This is a genomic window from Klebsiella sp. P1927, assembly GCF_018204675.1.
GTDB classification, from domain to species: Bacteria; Pseudomonadota; Gammaproteobacteria; order Enterobacterales; family Enterobacteriaceae; genus Klebsiella; species Klebsiella pneumoniae.
Genome location: NZ_CP073377.1, coordinates 107,944 through 129,689 on the forward strand (window position 1 = coordinate 107,944; position 21,746 = coordinate 129,689).

18 protein-coding genes, 1 tRNA gene and 4 rRNA genes are annotated in these 21,746 nt (G+C 51.4%); 18 read left to right on the forward strand and 5 right to left on the reverse strand.

Annotation, left to right across the window (positions count from 1 at the left end):
• Positions 1 to 57: 57 nt before the first annotated feature.
• The 5 genes from KB892_RS00610 to rrf (KB892_RS00630) all read left to right on the forward strand — a co-directional run bounded on the left by KB892_RS00610 (position 58) and on the right by rrf (KB892_RS00630) (position 5,154).
• Positions 58 to 1,597: ribosomal RNA gene (locus tag KB892_RS00610) — 16S ribosomal RNA — on the forward strand.
• Positions 1,598 to 1,795: 198 nt separating this feature from the next.
• Positions 1,796 to 4,697: ribosomal RNA gene (locus tag KB892_RS00615) — 23S ribosomal RNA — on the forward strand.
• A gap of 97 nt (positions 4,698 to 4,794) precedes the next feature.
• Positions 4,795 to 4,910 (forward strand): 5S ribosomal RNA (gene rrf, locus KB892_RS00620).
• A gap of 14 nt (positions 4,911 to 4,924) precedes the next feature.
• Positions 4,925 to 5,000 (forward strand) — tRNA-Thr (locus KB892_RS00625).
• Positions 5,001 to 5,038: 38 nt separating this feature from the next.
• Positions 5,039 to 5,154 (forward strand): 5S ribosomal RNA (gene rrf / locus KB892_RS00630).
• The 16S, 23S and 5S rRNA genes sit together here with 1 tRNA gene alongside, the layout of an rRNA operon.
• Positions 5,155 to 5,381: 227 nt before the next feature.
• Here the strand turns inward: rrf (KB892_RS00630) and KB892_RS00635 are convergent.
• From KB892_RS00635 to KB892_RS00645, 3 genes are all read right to left on the reverse strand, one after another.
• The gene (locus tag KB892_RS00635; protein ID WP_002919103.1) at positions 5,382 to 5,603 is read right to left on the reverse strand and encodes a putative periplasmic lipoprotein; all 222 of its coding nucleotides are present in this window, start codon (positions 5,601 to 5,603) and stop codon (positions 5,382 to 5,384) included.
• A 293-nt stretch (positions 5,604 to 5,896) separates the two neighbouring features.
• The gene (locus KB892_RS00640; protein WP_002919102.1) at positions 5,897 to 9,007 is read right to left on the reverse strand and encodes an efflux RND transporter permease subunit; all 3,111 of its coding nucleotides are present in this window, start codon (positions 9,005 to 9,007) and stop codon (positions 5,897 to 5,899) included.
• Between the two features lie 12 nt (positions 9,008 to 9,019).
• Positions 9,020 to 10,159, reverse strand: a complete 1,140-nt coding sequence (locus KB892_RS00645) for an efflux RND transporter periplasmic adaptor subunit (RefSeq protein ID WP_002919101.1) — start codon at positions 10,157 to 10,159, stop codon at positions 9,020 to 9,022.
• 378 nt (positions 10,160 to 10,537) lie between these two features.
• Between KB892_RS00645 and envR the strand changes: the two genes are divergently transcribed.
• From envR to KB892_RS00670, 5 genes are all read left to right on the forward strand, one after another.
• Positions 10,538 to 11,188, forward strand: a complete 651-nt coding sequence (gene envR, locus KB892_RS00650; protein WP_004150972.1) for an acrEF/envCD operon transcriptional regulator — start codon at positions 10,538 to 10,540, stop codon at positions 11,186 to 11,188.
• Positions 11,189 to 11,463: 275 nt separating this feature from the next.
• Positions 11,464 to 12,690, forward strand: a complete 1,227-nt coding sequence (locus KB892_RS00655; protein WP_004150971.1) for a tyrosine-type recombinase/integrase — start codon at positions 11,464 to 11,466, stop codon at positions 12,688 to 12,690.
• Between the two features lie 92 nt (positions 12,691 to 12,782).
• A complete protein-coding gene (locus KB892_RS00660; protein WP_004150970.1) occupies positions 12,783 to 13,724 on the forward strand; it encodes a hypothetical protein in 942 nt (313 codons plus the stop codon).
• A 181-nt stretch (positions 13,725 to 13,905) separates the two neighbouring features.
• Complete coding sequence (locus tag KB892_RS00665; RefSeq protein WP_001547839.1) at positions 13,906 to 14,190, forward strand: helix-turn-helix transcriptional regulator; 285 nt, start codon at positions 13,906 to 13,908, stop codon at positions 14,188 to 14,190.
• Positions 14,191 to 14,200: 10 nt separating this feature from the next.
• A complete protein-coding gene (locus tag KB892_RS00670) occupies positions 14,201 to 14,980 on the forward strand; it encodes a phage antirepressor KilAC domain-containing protein (protein ID WP_004150969.1) in 780 nt (259 codons plus the stop codon).
• Between the two features lie 123 nt (positions 14,981 to 15,103).
• Here KB892_RS00670 and KB892_RS31035 read toward each other — a convergent pair whose 3' ends face one another.
• Positions 15,104 to 15,298: a hypothetical protein gene (locus KB892_RS31035; RefSeq protein ID WP_024194847.1), complete on the reverse strand. Its 195-nt coding sequence runs from the start codon at positions 15,296 to 15,298 to the stop codon at positions 15,104 to 15,106.
• A gap of 133 nt (positions 15,299 to 15,431) precedes the next feature.
• Between KB892_RS31035 and KB892_RS00675 the strand changes: the two genes are divergently transcribed.
• The 7 genes from KB892_RS00675 to KB892_RS00705 all read left to right on the forward strand — a co-directional run bounded on the left by KB892_RS00675 (position 15,432) and on the right by KB892_RS00705 (position 19,729).
• Entirely contained in the window at positions 15,432 to 15,701 is a 270-nt protein-coding gene (locus KB892_RS00675) for a host cell division inhibitor Icd-like protein (RefSeq protein WP_106918304.1), read from the forward strand.
• The gene (locus KB892_RS00680; protein ID WP_001549752.1) at positions 15,694 to 15,882 is read left to right on the forward strand and encodes a hypothetical protein; all 189 of its coding nucleotides are present in this window, start codon (positions 15,694 to 15,696) and stop codon (positions 15,880 to 15,882) included. The genes KB892_RS00675 and KB892_RS00680 overlap by 8 nt, the downstream gene beginning before the upstream one ends.
• A complete protein-coding gene (locus KB892_RS00685; RefSeq protein WP_004150967.1) occupies positions 15,875 to 16,189 on the forward strand; it encodes a hypothetical protein in 315 nt (104 codons plus the stop codon). The genes KB892_RS00680 and KB892_RS00685 overlap by 8 nt, the downstream gene beginning before the upstream one ends.
• The gene (locus tag KB892_RS00690; protein ID WP_004150966.1) at positions 16,186 to 16,554 is read left to right on the forward strand and encodes a hypothetical protein; all 369 of its coding nucleotides are present in this window, start codon (positions 16,186 to 16,188) and stop codon (positions 16,552 to 16,554) included. The genes KB892_RS00685 and KB892_RS00690 overlap by 4 nt, the downstream gene beginning before the upstream one ends.
• On the forward strand, positions 16,551 to 16,916 hold the full coding sequence (locus tag KB892_RS00695; protein ID WP_001549749.1) for a hypothetical protein: 366 nt from the start codon (positions 16,551 to 16,553) through the stop codon (positions 16,914 to 16,916). Before KB892_RS00690 ends, KB892_RS00695 begins: the two co-directional genes overlap by 4 nt.
• Positions 16,916 to 19,051 (forward strand): DUF927 domain-containing protein, encoded by a 2,136-nt coding sequence (locus KB892_RS00700; protein ID WP_004150965.1) that lies wholly within the window; start codon positions 16,916 to 16,918, stop codon positions 19,049 to 19,051. The genes KB892_RS00695 and KB892_RS00700 overlap by 1 nt, the downstream gene beginning before the upstream one ends.
• Before the next feature lie 342 nt (positions 19,052 to 19,393).
• On the forward strand, positions 19,394 to 19,729 hold the full coding sequence (locus KB892_RS00705; protein ID WP_004150964.1) for a hypothetical protein: 336 nt from the start codon (positions 19,394 to 19,396) through the stop codon (positions 19,727 to 19,729).
• Between the two features lie 48 nt (positions 19,730 to 19,777).
• Here KB892_RS00705 and KB892_RS00710 read toward each other — a convergent pair whose 3' ends face one another.
• Positions 19,778 to 20,290, reverse strand: a complete 513-nt coding sequence (locus KB892_RS00710) for a hypothetical protein (protein ID WP_004150963.1) — start codon at positions 20,288 to 20,290, stop codon at positions 19,778 to 19,780.
• Between the two features lie 263 nt (positions 20,291 to 20,553).
• On the opposite strand from KB892_RS00710, the gene KB892_RS00715 reads away from it, so the two are divergent.
• Positions 20,554 to 21,720 (forward strand): phage major capsid protein, encoded by a 1,167-nt coding sequence (locus tag KB892_RS00715; protein ID WP_001549743.1) that lies wholly within the window; start codon positions 20,554 to 20,556, stop codon positions 21,718 to 21,720.
• Positions 21,721 to 21,746: the final 26 nt, after the last annotated feature.

Genomic DNA, 21,746 nt, shown 5'->3' on the forward strand with positions numbered 1-21,746 from the left:
GTCTCAAGAGTGAACACGTAATTCATTACGAAGTTTAATTCTTTGAGCATCAAACTTAAATTGAAGAGTTTGATCATGGCTCAGATTGAACGCTGGCGGCAGGCCTAACACATGCAAGTCGAGCGGTAGCACAGAGAGCTTGCTCTCGGGTGACGAGCGGCGGACGGGTGAGTAATGTCTGGGAAACTGCCTGATGGAGGGGGATAACTACTGGAAACGGTAGCTAATACCGCATAATGTCGCAAGACCAAAGTGGGGGACCTTCGGGCCTCATGCCATCAGATGTGCCCAGATGGGATTAGCTAGTAGGTGGGGTAACGGCTCACCTAGGCGACGATCCCTAGCTGGTCTGAGAGGATGACCAGCCACACTGGAACTGAGACACGGTCCAGACTCCTACGGGAGGCAGCAGTGGGGAATATTGCACAATGGGCGCAAGCCTGATGCAGCCATGCCGCGTGTGTGAAGAAGGCCTTCGGGTTGTAAAGCACTTTCAGCGGGGAGGAAGGCGTTAAGGTTAATAACCTTGGCGATTGACGTTACCCGCAGAAGAAGCACCGGCTAACTCCGTGCCAGCAGCCGCGGTAATACGGAGGGTGCAAGCGTTAATCGGAATTACTGGGCGTAAAGCGCACGCAGGCGGTCTGTCAAGTCGGATGTGAAATCCCCGGGCTCAACCTGGGAACTGCATTCGAAACTGGCAGGCTAGAGTCTTGTAGAGGGGGGTAGAATTCCAGGTGTAGCGGTGAAATGCGTAGAGATCTGGAGGAATACCGGTGGCGAAGGCGGCCCCCTGGACAAAGACTGACGCTCAGGTGCGAAAGCGTGGGGAGCAAACAGGATTAGATACCCTGGTAGTCCACGCCGTAAACGATGTCGATTTGGAGGTTGTGCCCTTGAGGCGTGGCTTCCGGAGCTAACGCGTTAAATCGACCGCCTGGGGAGTACGGCCGCAAGGTTAAAACTCAAATGAATTGACGGGGGCCCGCACAAGCGGTGGAGCATGTGGTTTAATTCGATGCAACGCGAAGAACCTTACCTGGTCTTGACATCCACAGAACTTTCCAGAGATGGATTGGTGCCTTCGGGAACTGTGAGACAGGTGCTGCATGGCTGTCGTCAGCTCGTGTTGTGAAATGTTGGGTTAAGTCCCGCAACGAGCGCAACCCTTATCCTTTGTTGCCAGCGGTCCGGCCGGGAACTCAAAGGAGACTGCCAGTGATAAACTGGAGGAAGGTGGGGATGACGTCAAGTCATCATGGCCCTTACGACCAGGGCTACACACGTGCTACAATGGCATATACAAAGAGAAGCGACCTCGCGAGAGCAAGCGGACCTCATAAAGTATGTCGTAGTCCGGATTGGAGTCTGCAACTCGACTCCATGAAGTCGGAATCGCTAGTAATCGTAGATCAGAATGCTACGGTGAATACGTTCCCGGGCCTTGTACACACCGCCCGTCACACCATGGGAGTGGGTTGCAAAAGAAGTAGGTAGCTTAACCTTCGGGAGGGCGCTTACCACTTTGTGATTCATGACTGGGGTGAAGTCGTAACAAGGTAACCGTAGGGGAACCTGCGGTTGGATCACCTCCTTACCTTAAAGAACCTGCCTTTGTAGTGCTCACACAGATTGTTTGATAAATAATAAATTTCAAAATGTACTGCGAAGTGCATTGTGAAATTTTGCTCTTTAAAAATCTGGATCAAGCTGAAAATTGAAACGACACACAGTTAATGTGTGTTCGAGTCTCTCAAATTTTCGCAATCAGAAGTGAAACATCTTCGGGTTGTGAGGTTAAGCGACTAAGCGTACACGGTGGATGCCCTGGCAGTCAGAGGCGATGAAGGACGTGCTAATCTGCGAAAAGCGTCGGTAAGGTGATATGAACCGTTATAACCGGCGATGTCCGAATGGGGAAACCCAGTGCAATTCGTTGCACTATCGTTAACTGAATACATAGGTTAACGAGGCGAACCGGGGGAACTGAAACATCTAAGTACCCCGAGGAAAAGAAATCAACCGAGATTCCCCCAGTAGCGGCGAGCGAACGGGGAGCAGCCCAGAGTCTGAATCAGCTTGTGTGTTAGTGGAACGGTCTGGAAAGTCCGACGGTACAGGGTGATAGTCCCGTACACCAAAATGCACAGGTTGTGAACTCGAAGAGTAGGGCGGGACACGTGGTATCCTGTCTGAATATGGGGGGACCATCCTCCAAGGCTAAATACTCCTGACTGACCGATAGTGAACCAGTACCGTGAGGGAAAGGCGAAAAGAACCCCGGCGAGGGGAGTGAAAAAGAACCTGAAACCGTGTACGTACAAGCAGTGGGAGCACCTTCGGGTGTGACTGCGTACCTTTTGTATAATGGGTCAGCGACTTATATTCTGTAGCAAGGTTAACCGTATAGGGGAGCCGCAGGGAAACCGAGTCTTAACTGGGCGTTAAGTTGCAGGGTATAGACCCGAAACCCGGTGATCTAGCCATGGGCAGGTTGAAGGTTGGGTAACACTAACTGGAGGACCGAACCGACTAATGTTGAAAAATTAGCGGATGACTTGTGGCTGGGGGTGAAAGGCCAATCAAACCGGGAGATAGCTGGTTCTCCCCGAAAGCTATTTAGGTAGCGCCTCGTGAACTCATCTTCGGGGGTAGAGCACTGTTTCGGCTAGGGGGTCATCCCGACTTACCAACCCGATGCAAACTACGAATACCGAAGAATGTTATCACGGGAGACACACGGCGGGTGCTAACGTCCGTCGTGAAGAGGGAAACAACCCAGACCGCCAGCTAAGGTCCCAAAGTCATGGTTAAGTGGGAAACGATGTGGGAAGGCACAGACAGCCAGGATGTTGGCTTAGAAGCAGCCATCATTTAAAGAAAGCGTAATAGCTCACTGGTCGAGTCGGCCTGCGCGGAAGATGTAACGGGGCTAAACCATGCACCGAAGCTGCGGCAGCGACACTATGTGTTGTTGGGTAGGGGAGCGTTCTGTAAGCCTGCGAAGGTGTGCTGTGAGGCATGCTGGAGGTATCAGAAGTGCGAATGCTGACATAAGTAACGATAAAGCGGGTGAAAAGCCCGCTCGCCGGAAGACCAAGGGTTCCTGTCCAACGTTAATCGGGGCAGGGTGAGTCGACCCCTAAGGCGAGGCCGAAAGGCGTAGTCGATGGGAAACAGGTTAATATTCCTGTACTTGGTGTTACTGCGAAGGGGGGACGGAGAAGGCTATGTTAGCCGGGCGACGGTTGTCCCGGTTTAAGCATGTAGGCTGGTTATCCAGGCAAATCCGGATAATCAAGGCTGAGGTGTGATGACGAGGCACTACGGTGCTGAAGTAACAAATGCCCTGCTTCCAGGAAAAGCCTCTAAGCATCAGGTAACATCAAATCGTACCCCAAACCGACACAGGTGGTCAGGTAGAGAATACCAAGGCGCTTGAGAGAACTCGGGTGAAGGAACTAGGCAAAATGGTGCCGTAACTTCGGGAGAAGGCACGCTGGTGTGTAGGTGAAGTCCCTGCGGATGGAGCTGAGACCAGTCGAAGATACCAGCTGGCTGCAACTGTTTATTAAAAACACAGCACTGTGCAAACACGAAAGTGGACGTATACGGTGTGACGCCTGCCCGGTGCCGGAAGGTTAATTGATGGGGTTATCCGTAAGGAGAAGCTCTTGATCGAAGCCCCGGTAAACGGCGGCCGTAACTATAACGGTCCTAAGGTAGCGAAATTCCTTGTCGGGTAAGTTCCGACCTGCACGAATGGCGTAATGATGGCCAGGCTGTCTCCACCCGAGACTCAGTGAAATTGAACTCGCTGTGAAGATGCAGTGTACCCGCGGCAAGACGGAAAGACCCCGTGAACCTTTACTATAGCTTGACACTGAACATTGAGCCTTGATGTGTAGGATAGGTGGGAGGCTTTGAAGCGTGGACGCCAGTCTGCGTGGAGCCAACCTTGAAATACCACCCTTTAATGTTTGATGTTCTAACGTTGGCCCCTGACCGGGGTTGCGGACAGTGTCTGGTGGGTAGTTTGACTGGGGCGGTCTCCTCCCAAAGCGTAACGGAGGAGCACGAAGGTTAGCTAATCCTGGTCGGACATCAGGAGGTTAGTGCAATGGCATAAGCTAGCTTGACTGCGAGCGTGACGGCGCGAGCAGGTGCGAAAGCAGGTCATAGTGATCCGGTGGTTCTGAATGGAAGGGCCATCGCTCAACGGATAAAAGGTACTCCGGGGATAACAGGCTGATACCGCCCAAGAGTTCATATCGACGGCGGTGTTTGGCACCTCGATGTCGGCTCATCACATCCTGGGGCTGAAGTAGGTCCCAAGGGTATGGCTGTTCGCCATTTAAAGTGGTACGCGAGCTGGGTTTAGAACGTCGTGAGACAGTTCGGTCCCTATCTGCCGTGGGCGCTGGAGAATTGAGGGGGGCTGCTCCTAGTACGAGAGGACCGGAGTGGACGCATCACTGGTGTTCGGGTTGTCATGCCAATGGCACTGCCCGGTAGCTAAATGCGGAAGAGATAAGTGCTGAAAGCATCTAAGCACGAAACTTGCCCCGAGATGAGTTCTCCCTGAGACTATAAGTCTCCTGAAGGAACGTTAAAGACGATGACGTTGATAGGCCGGGTGTGTAAGCGCAGCGATGCGTTGAGCTAACCGGTACTAATGAACCGTGAGGCTTAACCTTACAACGCCGAAGATGTTTTGGCGGATTTGAGAGAATTTTCAGCTCTGATTCAGATTAATCGATACGTTGGTGAAACGTGTTGATAAAACAGAATTTGCCTGGCGGCACTAGCGCGGTGGTCCCACCTGACCCCATGCCGAACTCAGAAGTGAAACGCCGTAGCGCCGATGGTAGTGTGGGGTCTCCCCATGTGAGAGTAGGGAACTGCCAGGCATCAAATTTAGCGTGCTGATATGGCTCAGTTGGTAGAGCGCACCCTTGGTAAGGGTGAGGTCCCCAGTTCGACTCTGGGTATCAGCACCACTTTTTAGGTTAAAGTTCGGCACGTTGTAAAGAATTTGCCTGGCGACAATAGCGCGGCGGTCCCACCTGACCCCATGCCGAACTCAGAAGTGAAACGTCGTAGCGCCGATGGTAGTGTGGGGTCTCCCCATGTGAGAGTAGGGAATCGCCAGGCATCAAATAAAGCAGAAGGCCCAGTCGAAAGACTGGGCCTTCTGCTTTTGTGTTATCTGTTATCTGTTGATAAACAGTCCTGCCACCAGGGGGAAACCCGTCAAAGTCGATTTGCTCGTAATGCAGCAAGGGACAGAGAGTTTATTTGCCCGGTTGTCATGTGGATGATGCGCAGAAGAGCAGATACAGGTTCGACGCTAGCCCCAGTATCTGCTGGTCGGGGGTGAATTAGCGGGTCAGAGCAACGATCCCTAACGTGAGGCCGGCTACCGCGGCCGCACCCCCGGCGATTGCGCCTGCGGTTTCCCAGTTGTCTTCTGTTGTGCCTTTCATACAGGTATTGGTATGGACTAAGCGGCCTTGCGAGTCATAAACCGGTACGCAGGGAGAGTCATGGGCACAGCCTGCCAGTAGAGAGGCCAGCAGCGCCACGATTAAATACTTTTTCATGATATTACCTCTGGATAATCCGCAGGGTTGTACTGAGAGCCAGTGCAGAACGGAATGGCTTATTTTATCACCGCGGATTGTCCGGGCCGGAGGCCGAAATCATCTCAATATATGAGCCACGTAAATATCGTGAAGATAAGCAGGGGAATATGCAGAAAAGATGGAGAGAAAGATCGTCTCCCCGCGCTGCCGCATGCGATAGAGGTTGTCAGATAGCGGGAAGCTGAGCGGGTTGCTAATATGCCAGGCGAAAAAAAAGCGCCCGCAGGGGGCGCCTTTAAAACCAGGCCGCGTTATTCAGCGTGCCGGGTAAAACGTCGTCTGACGACCACAAAGAAGACCGGAACAAAGAAGATCGCCAGCAGCGTCGCGGTCAGCATCCCGCCCATCACGCCGGTGCCAACCGCATTCTGCGCCCCGCTGCCGGCACCATGGCTAATCACCAGCGGCATGACCCCGAGAATAAAGGCCAGAGAGGTCATCAGAATAGGCCGCAGGCGCATCCGCGATGCCTCCAGCGTGGCCTCAATGATCCCTTTCCCTTCTTTCTCCATCAGATCCTTGGCGAACTCGACGATCAGGATCGCATTCTTGGCCGACAAACCGATCGTGGTCAAGAGTCCGACCTGGAAGTAAACGTCATTATTCAGCCCACGCAGCGTGGCGGCTAACAGCGCGCCAATGACCCCCAGCGGAACCACTAACATGACTGAGAAGGGGATCGACCAGCTCTCATACAGCGCCGCCAGACACAGGAAGACGACGATCAGCGAGATGGCATAGAGCGCAGGCGCCTGGTTGCCGGAGAGCCGTTCCTGGTAAGACATCCCGGTCCAGTCATAACCGATGCCGCTCGGCAGTTTACTGGCCAGCGTTTCCATCAGCGCCATGGCTTCCCCGGTACTTTTGCCTGGCGAAGCTTCACCGAGGATCTCCATAGATGGCAACCCATTGTAGCGCTCCAGGCGCGGCGAGCCATATATCCAGCGTGAAGTGACAAAGGCGGAGAACGGCACCATTTCGCCGTTGGCGCTACGAACATACATGTTGTTAATGTCGCTCGGCAGCATACGGAAGTGGGCATCAGCCTGAACGTACACTTTTTTCACGCGGCCGCGGTCAATAAAGTCATTGACGTAGTATCCGCCCAGCGCGGCTGATATCGTTTCATTGATATCGGAGAGCGATACGCCCAGCGCCTGCGCTTTTTCCTGATCGACATCCAGTTTGAACTGAGGGGTATCTTCCAGCCCATTAGGGCGTACCCGAACCAGCTGATCCGGATGCTGTTTCACCATGCCCAGCAGTTGATTGCGCGCCTGGGTCAGAGCGGTATGACCGAGTCCGCCCTGGTCGATCAGTTCAAAGTCGAAGCCGGTGGCGGTACCCAGCTCAATAATGGCTGGCATGTTGAACGGGAAAACCATGGCGTCTTTGATCTGGCTAAAGGCTACGGTGGCCCGCTTGATGATGGACTCCACGCTGTTTTCATCGCCGCTGCGCGCTTCCCAGGGCTTCAGGCTGACAAACGCCATACCGGAGTTTTGTCCCTGGCCGCTGAAGCTGAAGCCGTTAACGGTAAAGACGCTTTCAACGTTGGCCTTCTCGTTATGCAGGTAGTAATCAGTCACCGTATCCAGGACCTTCTGCGTGCGCTCCTGGGTAGCACCGGACGGCAGCTGGATCATGGTCAGGAAGACGCCCTGGTCTTCGTCGGGCAGAAAGGACGTGTGCAAGCGCATGAACAGCACGGCCATCCCCACGACGATCAGCAGGTAGATCACCAGATAACGGCCAGTTCCACGTAAAATACCGCTGACGCTGTTGGTATAGTGGTTAACGCTCTGGTCGAAGCGGGCGTTAAACCAGCCGAAAAATCCTTTTTTCTCATGGTGTTCAGCTGAGGCTGGCTTCAACAACGTGGCGCAGAGCGCCGGCGTCAGTACCAGCGCAACCAGCACGGAGAGCGCCATGGCGGAGACGATGGTGATTGAAAACTGACGATAAATCGCGCCGGTTGAGCCGCCGAAAAAGGCCATCGGGACAAATACTGCGGAGAGCACCATGGCGATACCCACCAGCGCTCCCTGGATCTGAGACATAGATTTTTCCGTCGCTTCTTTTGGCGAGAGCTTCTCCTCAACCATCACACGTTCGACGTTTTCCACTACTACGATAGCGTCATCGACCAGCAGACCTATCGCCAACACCATGCCAAACATTGTCAGCGTGTTGATGGAGTAGCCAAACATCGACAATACCGCGAAGGTTCCCAACAGCACCACGGGTACGGCAATGGTTGGAATGAGTGTTGCGCGCATGTTCTGCAGGAACAGATACATGACAAGAAAGACGAGAATAATTGCTTCAAAAAGCGTTTTGACCACTTCGTGAATGGAGATTTTGACGAAAGGGGTCGTATCATACGGATAGACCACCTTCATCCCCTGAGGGAAGTAGGGCTGCAGCTCGGCCAGCTTCGCTTTAATCGCGGTGGCGGTATCCAGGGCGTTGGCGCCGGTCGCAAGCTTAATACCCAGACCAGAGGCAGGTTTACCGTTAATTCTGGCGACAACGTTATAGTTCTCTCCCCCCAGCTCAATGCGGGCGACGTCTTTCAGATGGACGACAGAGCCATCGGCATTGACCCGCAGCGTGACCTTGCCAAACTCCTGCGGATCTTTGAGCCGCGTCTGAGCGATGATTGACGCGTTCAACTGCTGGCCTTTCAGCGCTGGCGTGCCGCCGAGCTGACCCGCGGCGATCTGATCGTTCTGGACCTGCAGCGCATTGATGACGTCCACCGGCGTCAGGTTGTATTTATTCAGCAGGTTGCCATCCAGCCAGACGCGCATGGCGTATTGCGCGCCGAACAGCTGCACATCGCCCACGCCGTTGAGGCGGCTAATAGGATCTTTGACATTGGAGGCGACATAGTCAGAAATATCGTCCTGGGTGGTGGTCGGGTTATCAGAGATAAAGCCGGCGACCAACAGGAAGCTGCTACTGGATTTCTCGACGCTAATCCCCTGCTGCTGTACTTCCTGGGGCAGCAGCGGCGTGGCCAGCTGCAGTTTGTTTTGCACCTGTACCTGGGCAATATCGGGATCGGTACCCGATTTAAAGGTGAGCGTAATGGTTACCGAACCGGCAGAGTCGCTGGTCGACGACATATACATCAGATTGTCGATGCCGTTCATATTCTGCTCGATAACCTGAGTGACCGTATCCTGTACGGTCTGGGCATCTGCACCGGGGTAGGTGGCGGAGATCGCTACCGCAGGAGGGGCGATTGTCGGGTACTGAGCTATCGGCAGCTGCAGGATGGCCAGGCCGCCGGCAATCATCATAATGATAGCCAGCACCCAGGCGAAGACCGGTCGATGAATAAAAAACTTAGACATGGCTGGGTATCCTTATTGCACGGCCGGCGCCGCACGCTCCGCTTCCGCTTTGACAGTGACGCCTGGACGGACTTTCTGTAAGCCGCTGACAATCACTTTATCGCCCGGCTTCAGCCCACTGGTGATAAGCCACTTATCGCCAACGGCCTGAGTCGCGACCACTTCCCGGGTTTCAACCTGGTTTTTGTCATTCACCAGCATCACGGAGGCATCACCACGCGGCGTGCGGGTCACCCCTTGCTGCGGTACCAGGATAGCCTGCGGATCGACGCCTTCGTCTATGCGGGCGCGGACGAACATCCCTGGCAGCAGGACATGCTGCGGGTTAGGGAAGATAGCGCGCAGAGTAATTGAGCCCGTACTTTCATCAACAGTGACGTCAGAAAACTGCAGTGAACCTTTGAGCGGATAGGCCTGGCCGTTCTCCATGACCAGCTCAACGCTTTTGGTATCACCGCCGCGCTGCAGGCTTTCCTGCTTAAGGCGCATGAAGTCATTACTGGACTCCGTCACGTCAACATAGATGGGATCGAGCTGCTGGACGGTAGCCAGGGCATCCGACTGGCCGTTGGTGACCAGCGCCCCTTCGGTGACGCTCGATTTACCGATGCGCCCGCTAATGGGGGAGGTTACTTTGGTGTAGGCCAGGTTGATACGGGCCGTTTCTACGGCAGCTTTGGTGGCGATGACATCGGCATCGGCCTGGCGGGCGGTGGCCACTGCCTGATCGTATTCCTGCTGGCTGATATATTTAGTACCCAGCAGTGGAACGTAGCGTTTCACCGTCAAATGGGCGATAGCGGCCGCGGCTTCGGCTTTGGCCTCATCGCCTTTGGCGCTGTTCCACGCCGCCTGGTAGGTCGCCGGATCGATCTGATAGAGCGACTGGCCTGCTTCGACATCACTTCCTTCAACAAAGTTACGCTTCAGAATGATACCGCTCACCTGGGGGCGGACTTCCGCTACGCGAAAAGCAGAGGTTCGGCCCGGCAGTTCGGTGGTGACTGATAGCGGCGCGCTGTTCACGACATGGACCGTCACCTGCGGCGCCTGCGCATGGGGTTGCTGGTTGTCAGAATTATCGCAACCGGTTAGCAATAAGGCCGAGATAATTAAACCGGATAAAAGTGTCACTCTGGCGTGAGTCGTCATGGCGGTTCCTTATAGATTACGTACCCAATCAGGCGGCGAATCTGTGAAAGAAAGAGGGAATCAAAAAGCAGTTTGCCATCCTACAAATAAACGCCGTTGGATGTAAGAGATACTTATTTTTAAGCAATCAGCAAGGCACGCAAAAACAAAAAAATGGTCACTGTAGTATTGCGATTTATCGCAATTGTAAAAGTTGATAAATAGACATTATTTCAGTGAATGTATTTTCCGGTGATATTCACTTGAATAATTAATTCTCTTTTCGCATCAGGATTAACTTGTCTGCATTTTTGCTAAATAATACTTCATGGCAAATGCTAGATTAATTCTAATTAAGAATATCCTATATTATCTGCTTATCGGGAAGTGGGGCCTTGTATGGCAAGAAAAACAAAAGAAGAGGCGCAGCGCACGCGGCAGCTCCTGATTGAGTCCGCAATCCAGCAGTTCGCCCTGCGCGGAGTAACCAACACCACCCTGACGGATATCGCCGATGCGGCGGGAGTGACTCGCGGCGCGGTGTACTGGCATTTTGCCAGTAAGACGGAGCTGTTTAATGAAATGTGGCAGCAGCAGCCGCCGCTTAGAGATTTGATTCAGCCCAGTCAGGCCATAGAGTACGAACATGAGCCGCTAAATGCTTTACGCGAGCGGTTTATTGCAGGCCTGCGCTATATTGCTGCGAATCCTCGACAGCGCGCTCTGATGCAAATTCTTTATCAGCGCTGTGAGTTTTCCAGTGATATGCTTTCGGAATACGAAATTCGCCAACGTATTGGTTTTAATTATTCACTCATTGGCGGCATCCTGCAGTGCTGCGTGCGTAACAATATATTGCCAGCCGAAACAAACATTGAGATGATATTAATTGTTTTACACAGTGCTTTTTCCGGGCTGATTAAAAACTGGCTGCTCGATCCGCAACGCTTCGATCTTTATCAGCAGGCGCCTGCGCTGGTGGATAATATAATGGCGGTGGTCTGTGCTGCGCGTTTATCGGGAGGGCCTGCGCTACGGCTGGTGAATTAGTAATGAGTTCTGTTGGCGCAGATAATAAAAAAGGCGCTTCCCCATGCCGAAGAGCGCCTTTTATATCAAGCAAGCAACTGACTAGTATCAGTTCATGCCGTACTGTCAGATTAGCTGTTTTCATGCTTTGGAGTGGGTTTTGTATTTTATTTAAAATCAATTGGTTATGTGAAATTGTGACTGTATATTGTTCCAGTGCTTTTTGTTGTTTATGCTATTATGCAAGCAATTCTGTATAAACATTTGTATAAACACTTTGGGCTGGGTGGTGGTCTATGGCTGGCGAACTTAACAAACTGAGCGACAGGAAGTTAAAGGGATTACATGGCATCCCGGCCAGTAAGATTGAGTTTTATGCTGATGGTGCCGGGTTGAGCGCTAAGGTAACGAAAGCTGGTGGTATTAGCTGGGTGTTTACTTACCGGCTCGACGGGCAGAAGCTGCATCGGCTAACTCTGGGGCGATACCCTGATATGAGTCTCAAAGAGGCCCGTTCCTCGCGTGATAAATGTCGCCAGTGGCTGGCCTCAGGTAAAGACCCAAAGCACCAGTTGGCGCTAACTACTCAGGAAACGCTTAAACCGGTCACGGTGCAGGAAGCTATCGAATACTGGATACGCGAATATGCGGAAGAAAACCGTGCGAACGTTGAGCGGCATAAAGCGGAGCTACGCAAGCATATTTACCCTTACATTGGAAAAATGGCGCTCGCTGACTGCGAAACCCGATACTGGCTTGACTGCTTTGACAGGATGAAAAAGAAAACGCCAGTTGCTGCGGGTTATGTATTTCAGATGTGTAAGCAGGCTCTGAAATTCTGCCGCGTTCGCCGTTACGCCGTCAGTACCGCCCTTGAAGATTTGAGTATTCCCGATGTTGGTAAAAAGCAGGCGAAAAAAGATCGGGTACTGAAAGATAAAGAGGTTGGGGGATTATGGGCTGCTATATCGTCCGGCGATACTTTTCTGCCTTACTACACAAACTTGCTCAGGATCACCACTTTGTTTGGTTGCCGCACCCAGGAGGCCAGATTGTCAGAGTGGGCCGAATGGGATATGGAGGCATGGGTGTGGACAGTACCAAAAGCGCATAGTAAAGGCGGTGAAAAGATTGTGCGTCCAGTTCCAGAGGCGATGCGTTCATTTATTGAAATGCTCCACGATGAAACAAAATCATCCGGCTACCTTCTTGGGGTTGTGAAGAATAGCGAAGCGGTTAGCCAGTGGGGCCGTAGTGTTTATAAAAAACTGAGGCATTCTGAACCCTGGACATTGCATGATCTACGGCGAACGCTTGCAACGCATATGAATAATATGGGTATAGCTCCGCACGTTGTTGAACAGTTGCTGGGCCACTCAATGCCAGGGGTTATGGCGATTTATAACCGTAGTCTGTATCTGCCGGAGAAACTGGACGCGCTGAATAAGTGGTATGATCGCTTAGAACTTCTTGCGGGTAATCATCAAAATGTGGTTCTGTTAACTGTAGCGAATAGAGATTAAACTGGTCTTGCGAGTCTAGGTCGGCCAACCGAAAAGCGGGAAACCCTACCCGCCTGGCTCGCAAGTTAATTAGGGGCGTTGAGGGTAGCGTTATGGCAGAAAAAGAAATAAAGATTCCATTTTCATATTGTAGATTGTCCAGAGGTGCATCATTTCTGGGGGTTGAACCGTCAGATTTGATCAACCTTGCTATTGAAAATAAAATCGAAATAAGCATGATGCTGAAAAGGTTTCACTGCCGAATCCTTCTTCGTGAAGATTTTAGTGATGTAAAGGATTGGTATTCATCACTATATTTTCCTCGTACTTTTAATTCTATGTCAGGGCAAACCCGCGCGATAACGAATCACTCTTTTATTGAATTTACTAATGGCCGTTATTTTGAACCTGATAAACTATTATCTGGTTCAGACATCTTTACGGAACAAGAAAGTAAAGGGTTCCTTGTCGGATATGGCTTTGCATTAGGTCTGTGGCGGGTAATGCCCGATCAGTTTGAGTCATCTTTACCTGTGAAGGATTTTTTCCCCGGATTTTTCCCGTGCCTCACGGGCGGTGAAACTCCAGTAATTCAGATTCTGCCAGCCCAACCTTTTATCGATCAGGCTAATGGCAAGAGGTTTAATTTCGACCCTTATGAGTTTGAAGCCGGGTATGATGATTTATGGGTTACTAATTATGATATTAAACGGCTTATGGAAAGCGGCCTTGATTTCGATAAGCTGCCAATGCTCAATGATATTGAACGACCTGATTTAGACTCTGATTCAAAAAATAGTATTAATAAACGCTCAGAAAGTGCAAAAGAAAAACATGCACGAAATGAACTATTAATTTTAAGTGCTGCAATAAAATTCAAAGAAACAAGTTCTGATATTTTCAATGAAAAGTGCTTGAAAAAAGATGGGAGCTACAATTTCTCAGCATGGGCCAGAGAACTTTCCGACAGAGTGCACTTATTTCCTGACGGACAATGCCCGGTCAAGAGCGTTGACACAATTACCTCATACATTAGTAGGCACTTTAAGTTTTAATTGTAGTAGCTTCTAAACGTTAGAAAGGGTGTTCTAATCATTAGATTACCCTTTTTAGAATTAAACACGCCTTTTTAAATTTTAGAAGCCATTTTTATTAATTTACTTTAGACAAATACTTCCCCCACAACGCAAGAACAGACAGGAAAGGCTCCTTCTGATTGCGTTAAGTGGAGGAAGCATGTCAAATACTCGTTTTACCCCGCCAACACCAGAACAACGCCGCACCATTCTCGCAGAATATGGCATTAAGTTTGATCGCCGTATTCGTGAAAGTGAATGCTTCGAAATAACCAGCCTTTCCCGTTCCACCCGCTGGTATATGGAGAACGAAGGTAAATTCCCGCCACGCTGCCACTTTGGCCGTAATAGTTGCGCATGGCTTCTGTCAGATGTTCTTTGGTGGGTTCGCAATCCACCTGCTGTTGAGAACGTCAACACCCCTTACAACCGTAAATCCGCGTAAGGGGGGCGCTATGCAAAAATTAAATGAGTTGGTTCCGGTTAACCCCGGAAATATTGGCGGCGTGACGGTATCGCTGGTCAGTGCAAAAAAACTCCATGAGTTTCTCGGCGTTGGGCGTGATTTCACCACATGGATTAAGGGGCGTATCAGCCAGTATGGTTTTACTGCTGGTGTAGATTTTACGGTGGTTGAAAATTTGAGCGCCCCCGTTTCGGGGAGCGCAAAATATCGCCAACAAATTGCACATGATTACCTGATCACCATCGACATGGGTAAAGAGCTGGCAATGGTTGAGCGCAACGAAAAAGGGCGGGAGGTGCGCCGCTATTTCATCAACTGCGAACGCCAGGCAAAAGCCGCCGCTAATATCCCCCAGACGTTACCGGAAGCCCTGCGCCTTGCTGCTGATCTGGCCGAAAAGGCAAGCGAACTTGAAAACCGGCTGGTGGCCGCTGCGCCAAAAGTTGATTTCGCTGATCGCGTGGCGGAGATCAGTAAGGGGATTTCCATTCCAAACTATGCCAAAGCCGTAGGGCTTGGCCCCATCAAATTATTCGGCTGGATGAGGCAACAGGGGATTCTCATCAATGGTGGCCAGCGCCACAACCTGCCTATGCAGCGTTATATCGATAGCGGTTATTTTGCCGTTCGCCAGGGAACGTATGAAACGAATGGCGAGGTAAGAGCCTCATTCACAACGATGCTGACGGGGAAGGGTGAGCAGTGGTTAACGAAAAGACTGATCGCTGGTGGTGTATTGCCGGAGGTGCCGAATGCTGACGCTGAATAAAACAAAGGCAGCTTTGCAGAGCTGCCAATGTCACTACGAAAAACCGAAACAGATTAAGCATACCAGGGTTAATGCTGGTGGTCAAAGAATGAGCCAGCGCAATTCTGCGCCCGCTGATTTTATTCAGCCTTTTGGCTCAATACCTTTCTTTCGGAGGGCTTCCCGGCCTAATTCCTTCATCCAATTTGCGAGGCTAACACTCTCTGCTTGGGCTTCTTTTTCAAATTGCTCTTTAAGTTCGGGGGGGATTCGAATCTGGAACGCTGGTGCTTTCCCCGCTCCTTTTGGTTGCCGATCTCGTTTAATGGGTGTTGACATGTGCGTACCTATTGGCGTACTGTTTTCTTTAATAGGTACACACCTTAACACGGTGCTATCTAAAAAAACAACGCCCCGGACTGTTCGAGCAGTACCGAGGCGTCTCACCAAACCGTTAAGTGAGGTAACAGTTATGGCTGACAATCAGTCTACCCAAACTCGCCCGGAATTTACATGGTTATTCCTGGCAACCCCAGATCACACTCCTGAATGCACCCCAGTAGTGCTTCGCTTTGATGCTGACACGGAAGCTAAAGCCCGCGCCGCTTTCCCCGGCTGGGATTTAGTTTTTGCCGCCAAAATCCGCGCTCAGGCTCCTTGCCGCGTTGCGTTCTTCGATTACACCACCCGCCGCGGGTGGGAGTTCGACAGCGCCGCGATTCAGGAGGTGCGTCATGCGTAAGGTCAAATGGTCGGAAATTGACATTGAAGATGAACTGCGCCGCCTGGAAGCGTTGCTCTCAACATCGCTGTATATGAATTTTGATGATGAAACCGAGTACAGCGTTGCGATGGATCTGATCAGCATGTCGTTGTCCCGCGTTCGTGAACTAAAAGCGGCAAGTGAGGTGACCCATGCGTGATATTTACCATCAGCTTGTTAAGAGCACTCCTGATTTTAAAAACTTCACTGATGAGGCTTTGGCTGAATCCAGCGATTTATATTCTGCTGGCGCATTTGCCATCAATAGTGCGCTCACACTGATCGGCAATCTGGCGTTTGATGCAACCAATGCAGAGGACTATTCCGATGAAGATGCCCGGCGTGATTTGATCCTTGTAAGCCATGCATTGCGTCACCTTCCCAGAATGGCGCAAGCACTCAATCAGAGTAGTGATGCTGCGGATTATGTGCGTACCCAGCGTAATAACGCGGGGGAGCAATCATGATCAGTCTCTTGAAATTTAACGAGCTGGAAAACCGTGTCGATTTGCTGGTTAACCGCGTCCTGGAGTTAGAACAGCAGGTGCGCACACTCACCGAAAGCCAGGGGGGAGATATTCCTCCCGGTATGGCTCCGGTCGCCACGCTGGCGGCTGAGTTCGGCATATCGACGAAAAAAGCCGAAGAGCTGGCAAAAAACACGGGCGTGATGCTGGTCAGAATGAAAGCTGGTGGCTTTATCGCGCCGGATAACAAGTTCAGAGAGGTGGCGAGGCAGGTTCTGCGCAGCGCGAAGCGCAAATATGGATCGGCGTACTGGTATCACCCATTACTTGGCAAATTTCAGATGAGCGGAGGTATCCCGCAATGACCGATATTTTTGAAGTGATAGGCCCATTGTTCCGCAAACTGACCGAAACCTGTATTGCTCACCAGATAGCGGAAACCGGTTCGGCAACCTTGCTGGTGGAAAGCGATAAGTATATGGCCCGCTATCGCTTCACGCTGGAGCCGCGCGTAACTGAAAACGTATTGATGAAATATATGATTTTTGGCTGCTTTGAAGAATTCGGGCGCGATGAGGGGTTAAGGCGTTTGCGGGATATTCTGCTGACCTGCTTTACCGACGATGGCGATATTAACGAAATGGGGTTGCAGATAGTGAAAAGCTGCCACCTTGAGTACCTGCATGAAGACCTGGGCGCGGATATGTCCAATAAGGTGTTGCACTGATGAAGATGAAGAATGCCCCGAATATCAAATTTCTGCCGAAAGATAAATTTACTGAGGCGATTATCTTTGCGGGTGAAGATGCCTATTCACATGTGCAGCACTGGATCGAGAGCGAAGGTAAAAGGGCGTGGGATGATGTACCGCCTGTTTATCTGGGCAAAAGGCAACTGGCAGAACTGGAACGATTAAACATCGTTGATAACGGCCGTCGCAGTGTTCGTGTGATCCGAGCTGGCGAGCTTTCCGAAATGCAGATAAGCACTATCGCAACCAAATTGGCGCTGGCGGATGTGAAAGAGGCCCGGCTGTTTAATGGCATGTTTGAGCCTCAGCCGAAGGAGGACTGGACGGGCAGGCTTCCACGTCTCAAAGAAGAGGCCGAACGCGGGGAAAGTATTGTGGTGAACCTGCCTGTGAAAAAACGGGAGCCAAAGCCTGAACCGGGCGATGAACTCAAACCCCGCGTGGAAAGCCGCAGCGATGGCCTGTACTGGATCACGCCAAAGGTGGACAAGGATAGTGGCGAGATCATCAATAACGAAACGTGGCTGTGCTCGCCTCTTGAGGTGGTCGGCTCCGGTAGTGACGGGGCAGAGCGCTATCTTGTTTTGCGCTGGCGTTCGCCGCGTGGCCATGAAGATATTACCAGGGCGATCCCCTGTGCTGATATCGGTGAGCGCGACGGCTGGCGCTCACTTAAAGCTGGTGGGGTGAATGTGACCACTAAAAGCACCTTCCGGGCGATTCTGGCCGACTGGTTGCAGCAAAGCGGCACTGATCGGGAATGGATTATCACCCATACCACTGGCTGGCATCATGGCGCATATATCATGCCTGATGGTGAAGTGATTGGTGATCCAGAGACGCCCATTCTCTTTAACGGTCGCAGCGCTGCATCTTCCGGGTATGCCATTGCTGGTACTGCTGCTACCTGGCGGGATTCCGTCGCCCGTCTGGCCGGGGGCAATCCGTCCATGATGCTGGGCGTGGCAGCGGCATTATCCGCGCCGCTTATTGGCCTGGTGGGTGCTGATGGTTTCGGCGTCCATTTGTTCGAGCAGTCGAGCGCCGGTAAGACCACTACCGCCAATATTGCGAGCAGCCTGTGGGGTGAGCCTGATGCGTTGCGGCTTACCTGGTACGGTACTGCGCTTGGCATAGCAAACGAAGCGGAGGCGCATAACGACAGCCTGTTACCGCTTGATGAGGTAGGACAGGGCAGCAGTGCCAAAGATGTTGCCACGTCTGCTTACACCCTGTTTAACGGCGCCGGAAAGTTGCAGGGAGCCAAAGAGGGCGGCAATCGGGAGCTTAAACGCTGGCGCACTGTGGCGATCAGTACCGGGGAAATGGATATTGAAACCTTCCTGGCTGCTGGTGGGCTGAAAGTGAAAGCGGGCCAACTGGTGCGCTTGCTCAACATCCCTATGGAGAAATCGACGGCCTTTAACGGTCTGCCAAACGGCAAGGCTCATGCTGACGCATTGAAAGAAGCCTGGATTGATAACCACGGGGCGGCGGGGCGTGAGTGGGTTAAATGGCTGGCAGCTAACCAGCAGGAGGCTAAACAGGCGGTACGTGACGCGCAAACGCGCTGGCGCGGCCTCATCCCGGCGGATTACGGTGAGCAGGTACACCGCGTGGCCGAACGCTTTGCAATCCTCGAAGCCGCGCTGGTAACTGGTGCATCAATCACCGGATGGAGTGAACAGGCCAGCCGTGACGCTATCCAGCATAGCTTTAACGCCTGGGTGAAAGAGTTCGGCACTGGTAACAAAGAGCACCAGCAGATCATCGAGCAGTGCGAGGCGTTCCTGAATGCCTACGGTTTAAGCCGCTTTGCACCGTTGCCCTATGATCCCTCCAGTATGCCGATTCGCGATCTGGCCGGGTATCGAAAGCGCAAAAGCAGCCATGATGATGCGCCGCTGGTGTTCTATACGTTCCCCGCAACGTTTGAGAAGGAGATAGCTCAGGGCTTTAACGCCAGGCAGTTTGCCCGCGTGCTTGCCGCTGCTGGCTTGCTTTCTGAGCCGTCCAGCGGGCGTGGATACCAGCAGAAATCCCCGCGTATTGATGGGCGTCAAATCAACGTTTATGTGCTTCACCAGGTTGCGGAAGGTGGAGAAGAATAAATTACACATGTGAGGGTTGTTAATGTTGGTTCAGTTGGTTCAGTGTCTATTGGTTATGTTCATATGGCTGTTTTATATGGGTTTAATGTCAAAAAAATGAACCAACACTGAACCAACAAATAGCAGTTTTGAACCAACAAACGGGCAGTTTGAACCAACATTTTAGAACCTCATGGACTGAACCAACATGAAAATACCCAATGTTGGTTCAAATCGGGGCTTTGTTGGTTCACTCATCGAAAAATAATCCTTATAAAACAATAATCTTTACAAATTGAACCAACTGAACTGACTGAACCAACATAGTTTTGTATATATACGTGAAAAATAAAGAGGTCATTAATGAAACTGATTGGCAAAGATAACGGGCATATGAGCGATCTCAAGTTTCTCTACAGCGCCGTTGATGAGCTTTCAAATAAAGATGAGATTACGGTGACGGATTTTCTGGCTCTGAGCGCTTTTGTCACTTCTGAAAAACTTGATCTGGAATCGTACCAGTCTGGGCTGGAAGAAGGGGGGCAAGAGTTGTCGAAAGACGCCAGCGCTTACCTCGATCTTCTACAGAGGATTGCGGCTGATTTGTCGTACCCAACCTCTGGCCTTGAGAACGCTATCCATAGCGCACAATCAACAGCAAGCTGGGCTTTCTATCAGTGGGGGCTGGATAAAGAATAATCATCCAGCCATATAAGCTAAAGGCCTGGTTTTTTCCCAGGCCATATTTTAAAGCAGACCTAACAGCGCAGAAGCGCCAGCGCCAACGATACTGGCAACGGTGCTATTTTCCAGTAACTGTTTCAACATTGATTTAGCCTGTGGATCGCCAGATTTAGCTACTTTCTCGACAAGTTCAGTAATACTGATATTCACCAGCATATGATTACTTTCACCTATTTGAACTTGCTCACCACTGACGGAGCCAATATTAAAAGTATTCATGCTCTTTGCTGTCCTGTGTGCGTCGGAAGAAAGATTCTCTACGGATAACGTAAGTAAGTGAGGATGCGTTGTACCTGCGTTCAGCGTTCCGTTCTTTGATATTGAAAGATCGACAACTTTAAGACTTAACTCGCGGCTTCCAATCTTCTGAATCAGAATATCACCCAATTCAATTTGCGGTTCGTCAGTAAACGGGATATCTACCTGATTTTTTCCTGTGTTCCTGCTTCCTTTAAACTCCTCGCCGGAAATTAAAAAAATATCCGGGTATGCCATATCGTCAAAATCGAAGTCCATAAAATCCCCCAGAAGTGGTGTTTTTCCCGTTCATATTATCAAACCTTGTAAATTATTTGTTCTCCTGTTTTCGCTGCTGTTTGCGACAACATAGAGGTGTTTACTCATTGATTATTATGTATATCTTGAAGAGTGGCACTCAGACGTGAGCCGCCACTGTCCACCTGGTTTTTTTCCCGTTCTGCGACGGTTTCCTTTCCAGGTGGACATCCCTCCAAGCGCTGGTTTCACGTCTCAACGTTAATTGTTACGGAAACCACTCCATGAAGAAATTACTTGAATTACGCCAGCAGAAAGCCGCACTCAAAACCCAGATGCGTTCCATGCTGGAAAAAGCTGACAGCGAAAAGCGAAGCCTGAACGATGAAGAGGGCAAGCAGTTCGATGAACTCCGCGCCCAGGCTGATGCGCTTGAAGTTGAAATTACCCGCCTTGAGGCCGTCGCCGACGATCAGCGCAATCTGCCTGGTACTTCTGTTGAAGGTAAAGGTGTAAGCAACGATGAGCTGCGCCACTACATCATGACCGGCGATACCCGCTCTCTCTCCACGTTGGTGCAGGCTGACGGCGGCTATACCGTTATCCCTGAGCTGGACAAAGAGATCATGCGCCAGTTGCAGGATGACAGCGTGATGCGCTCCATCGCTACGGTGAAGACCACCAAAACCAACGAATACCAGAAGCTGGTATCAGTGGGTGGCACTACCGTTAAGCGCGGCACCGAAGGCGAAGCGCGTACCGAAACCAGCACACCTAAGATGGAGCGCGTTGATATCAAACTCAACCCGATCTACGCCTACCCGAAAACCACTCAGGAAATTCTCGACTTCTCCGAAGTTGATATTCTGGGTTGGCTGTCTTCCGAAATCACCGACACCTTCACTGCTACCGAAGAAACCGACTTTGTGAACGGCGACGGTGATAAAAAATCCAAAGGGTTCCTGTCCTATCCGCGTGCGGCCACCAGCGATAAAACCCGTCCGTTCGGAACGCTGGAGAAAATGGAAGCTGCTGCCGTTTCCTCTGATGGCTTGATCGACCTGCTGTATAAGCTGAAAGCCAAATACCGTAAAAATGCCGTATGGGTGATGAACTCCAATACTGCCGCTACGCTGCAAAAGCTGAAAAACGGCAACGGGGATTACATCTGGCGTGATCGTCTCGTCGCTGACTCTCCCGATACCCTCCTTGGCCGTCCGGTTCAATATCTGGAAACCATGCCTGATGCGGCTGCGGGTGAAGCGTTCCTGGCAGTCGGGGACTTTAAGCGCGGTTACTTTATCGTGGATCACACTACTGGCGTGCGTACCCGCCCCGACAACATCACCGAACCTGGTTTCTACAAGGTGCATACCGATAAATACCTGGGCGGTGGTGTGGTGGACTCCAACGCCATCAAGGTGCTTGAGCTTTCCGGTTCAGGTTCCTGATCTGACGTTTAAGGGGCTTCGGCCCC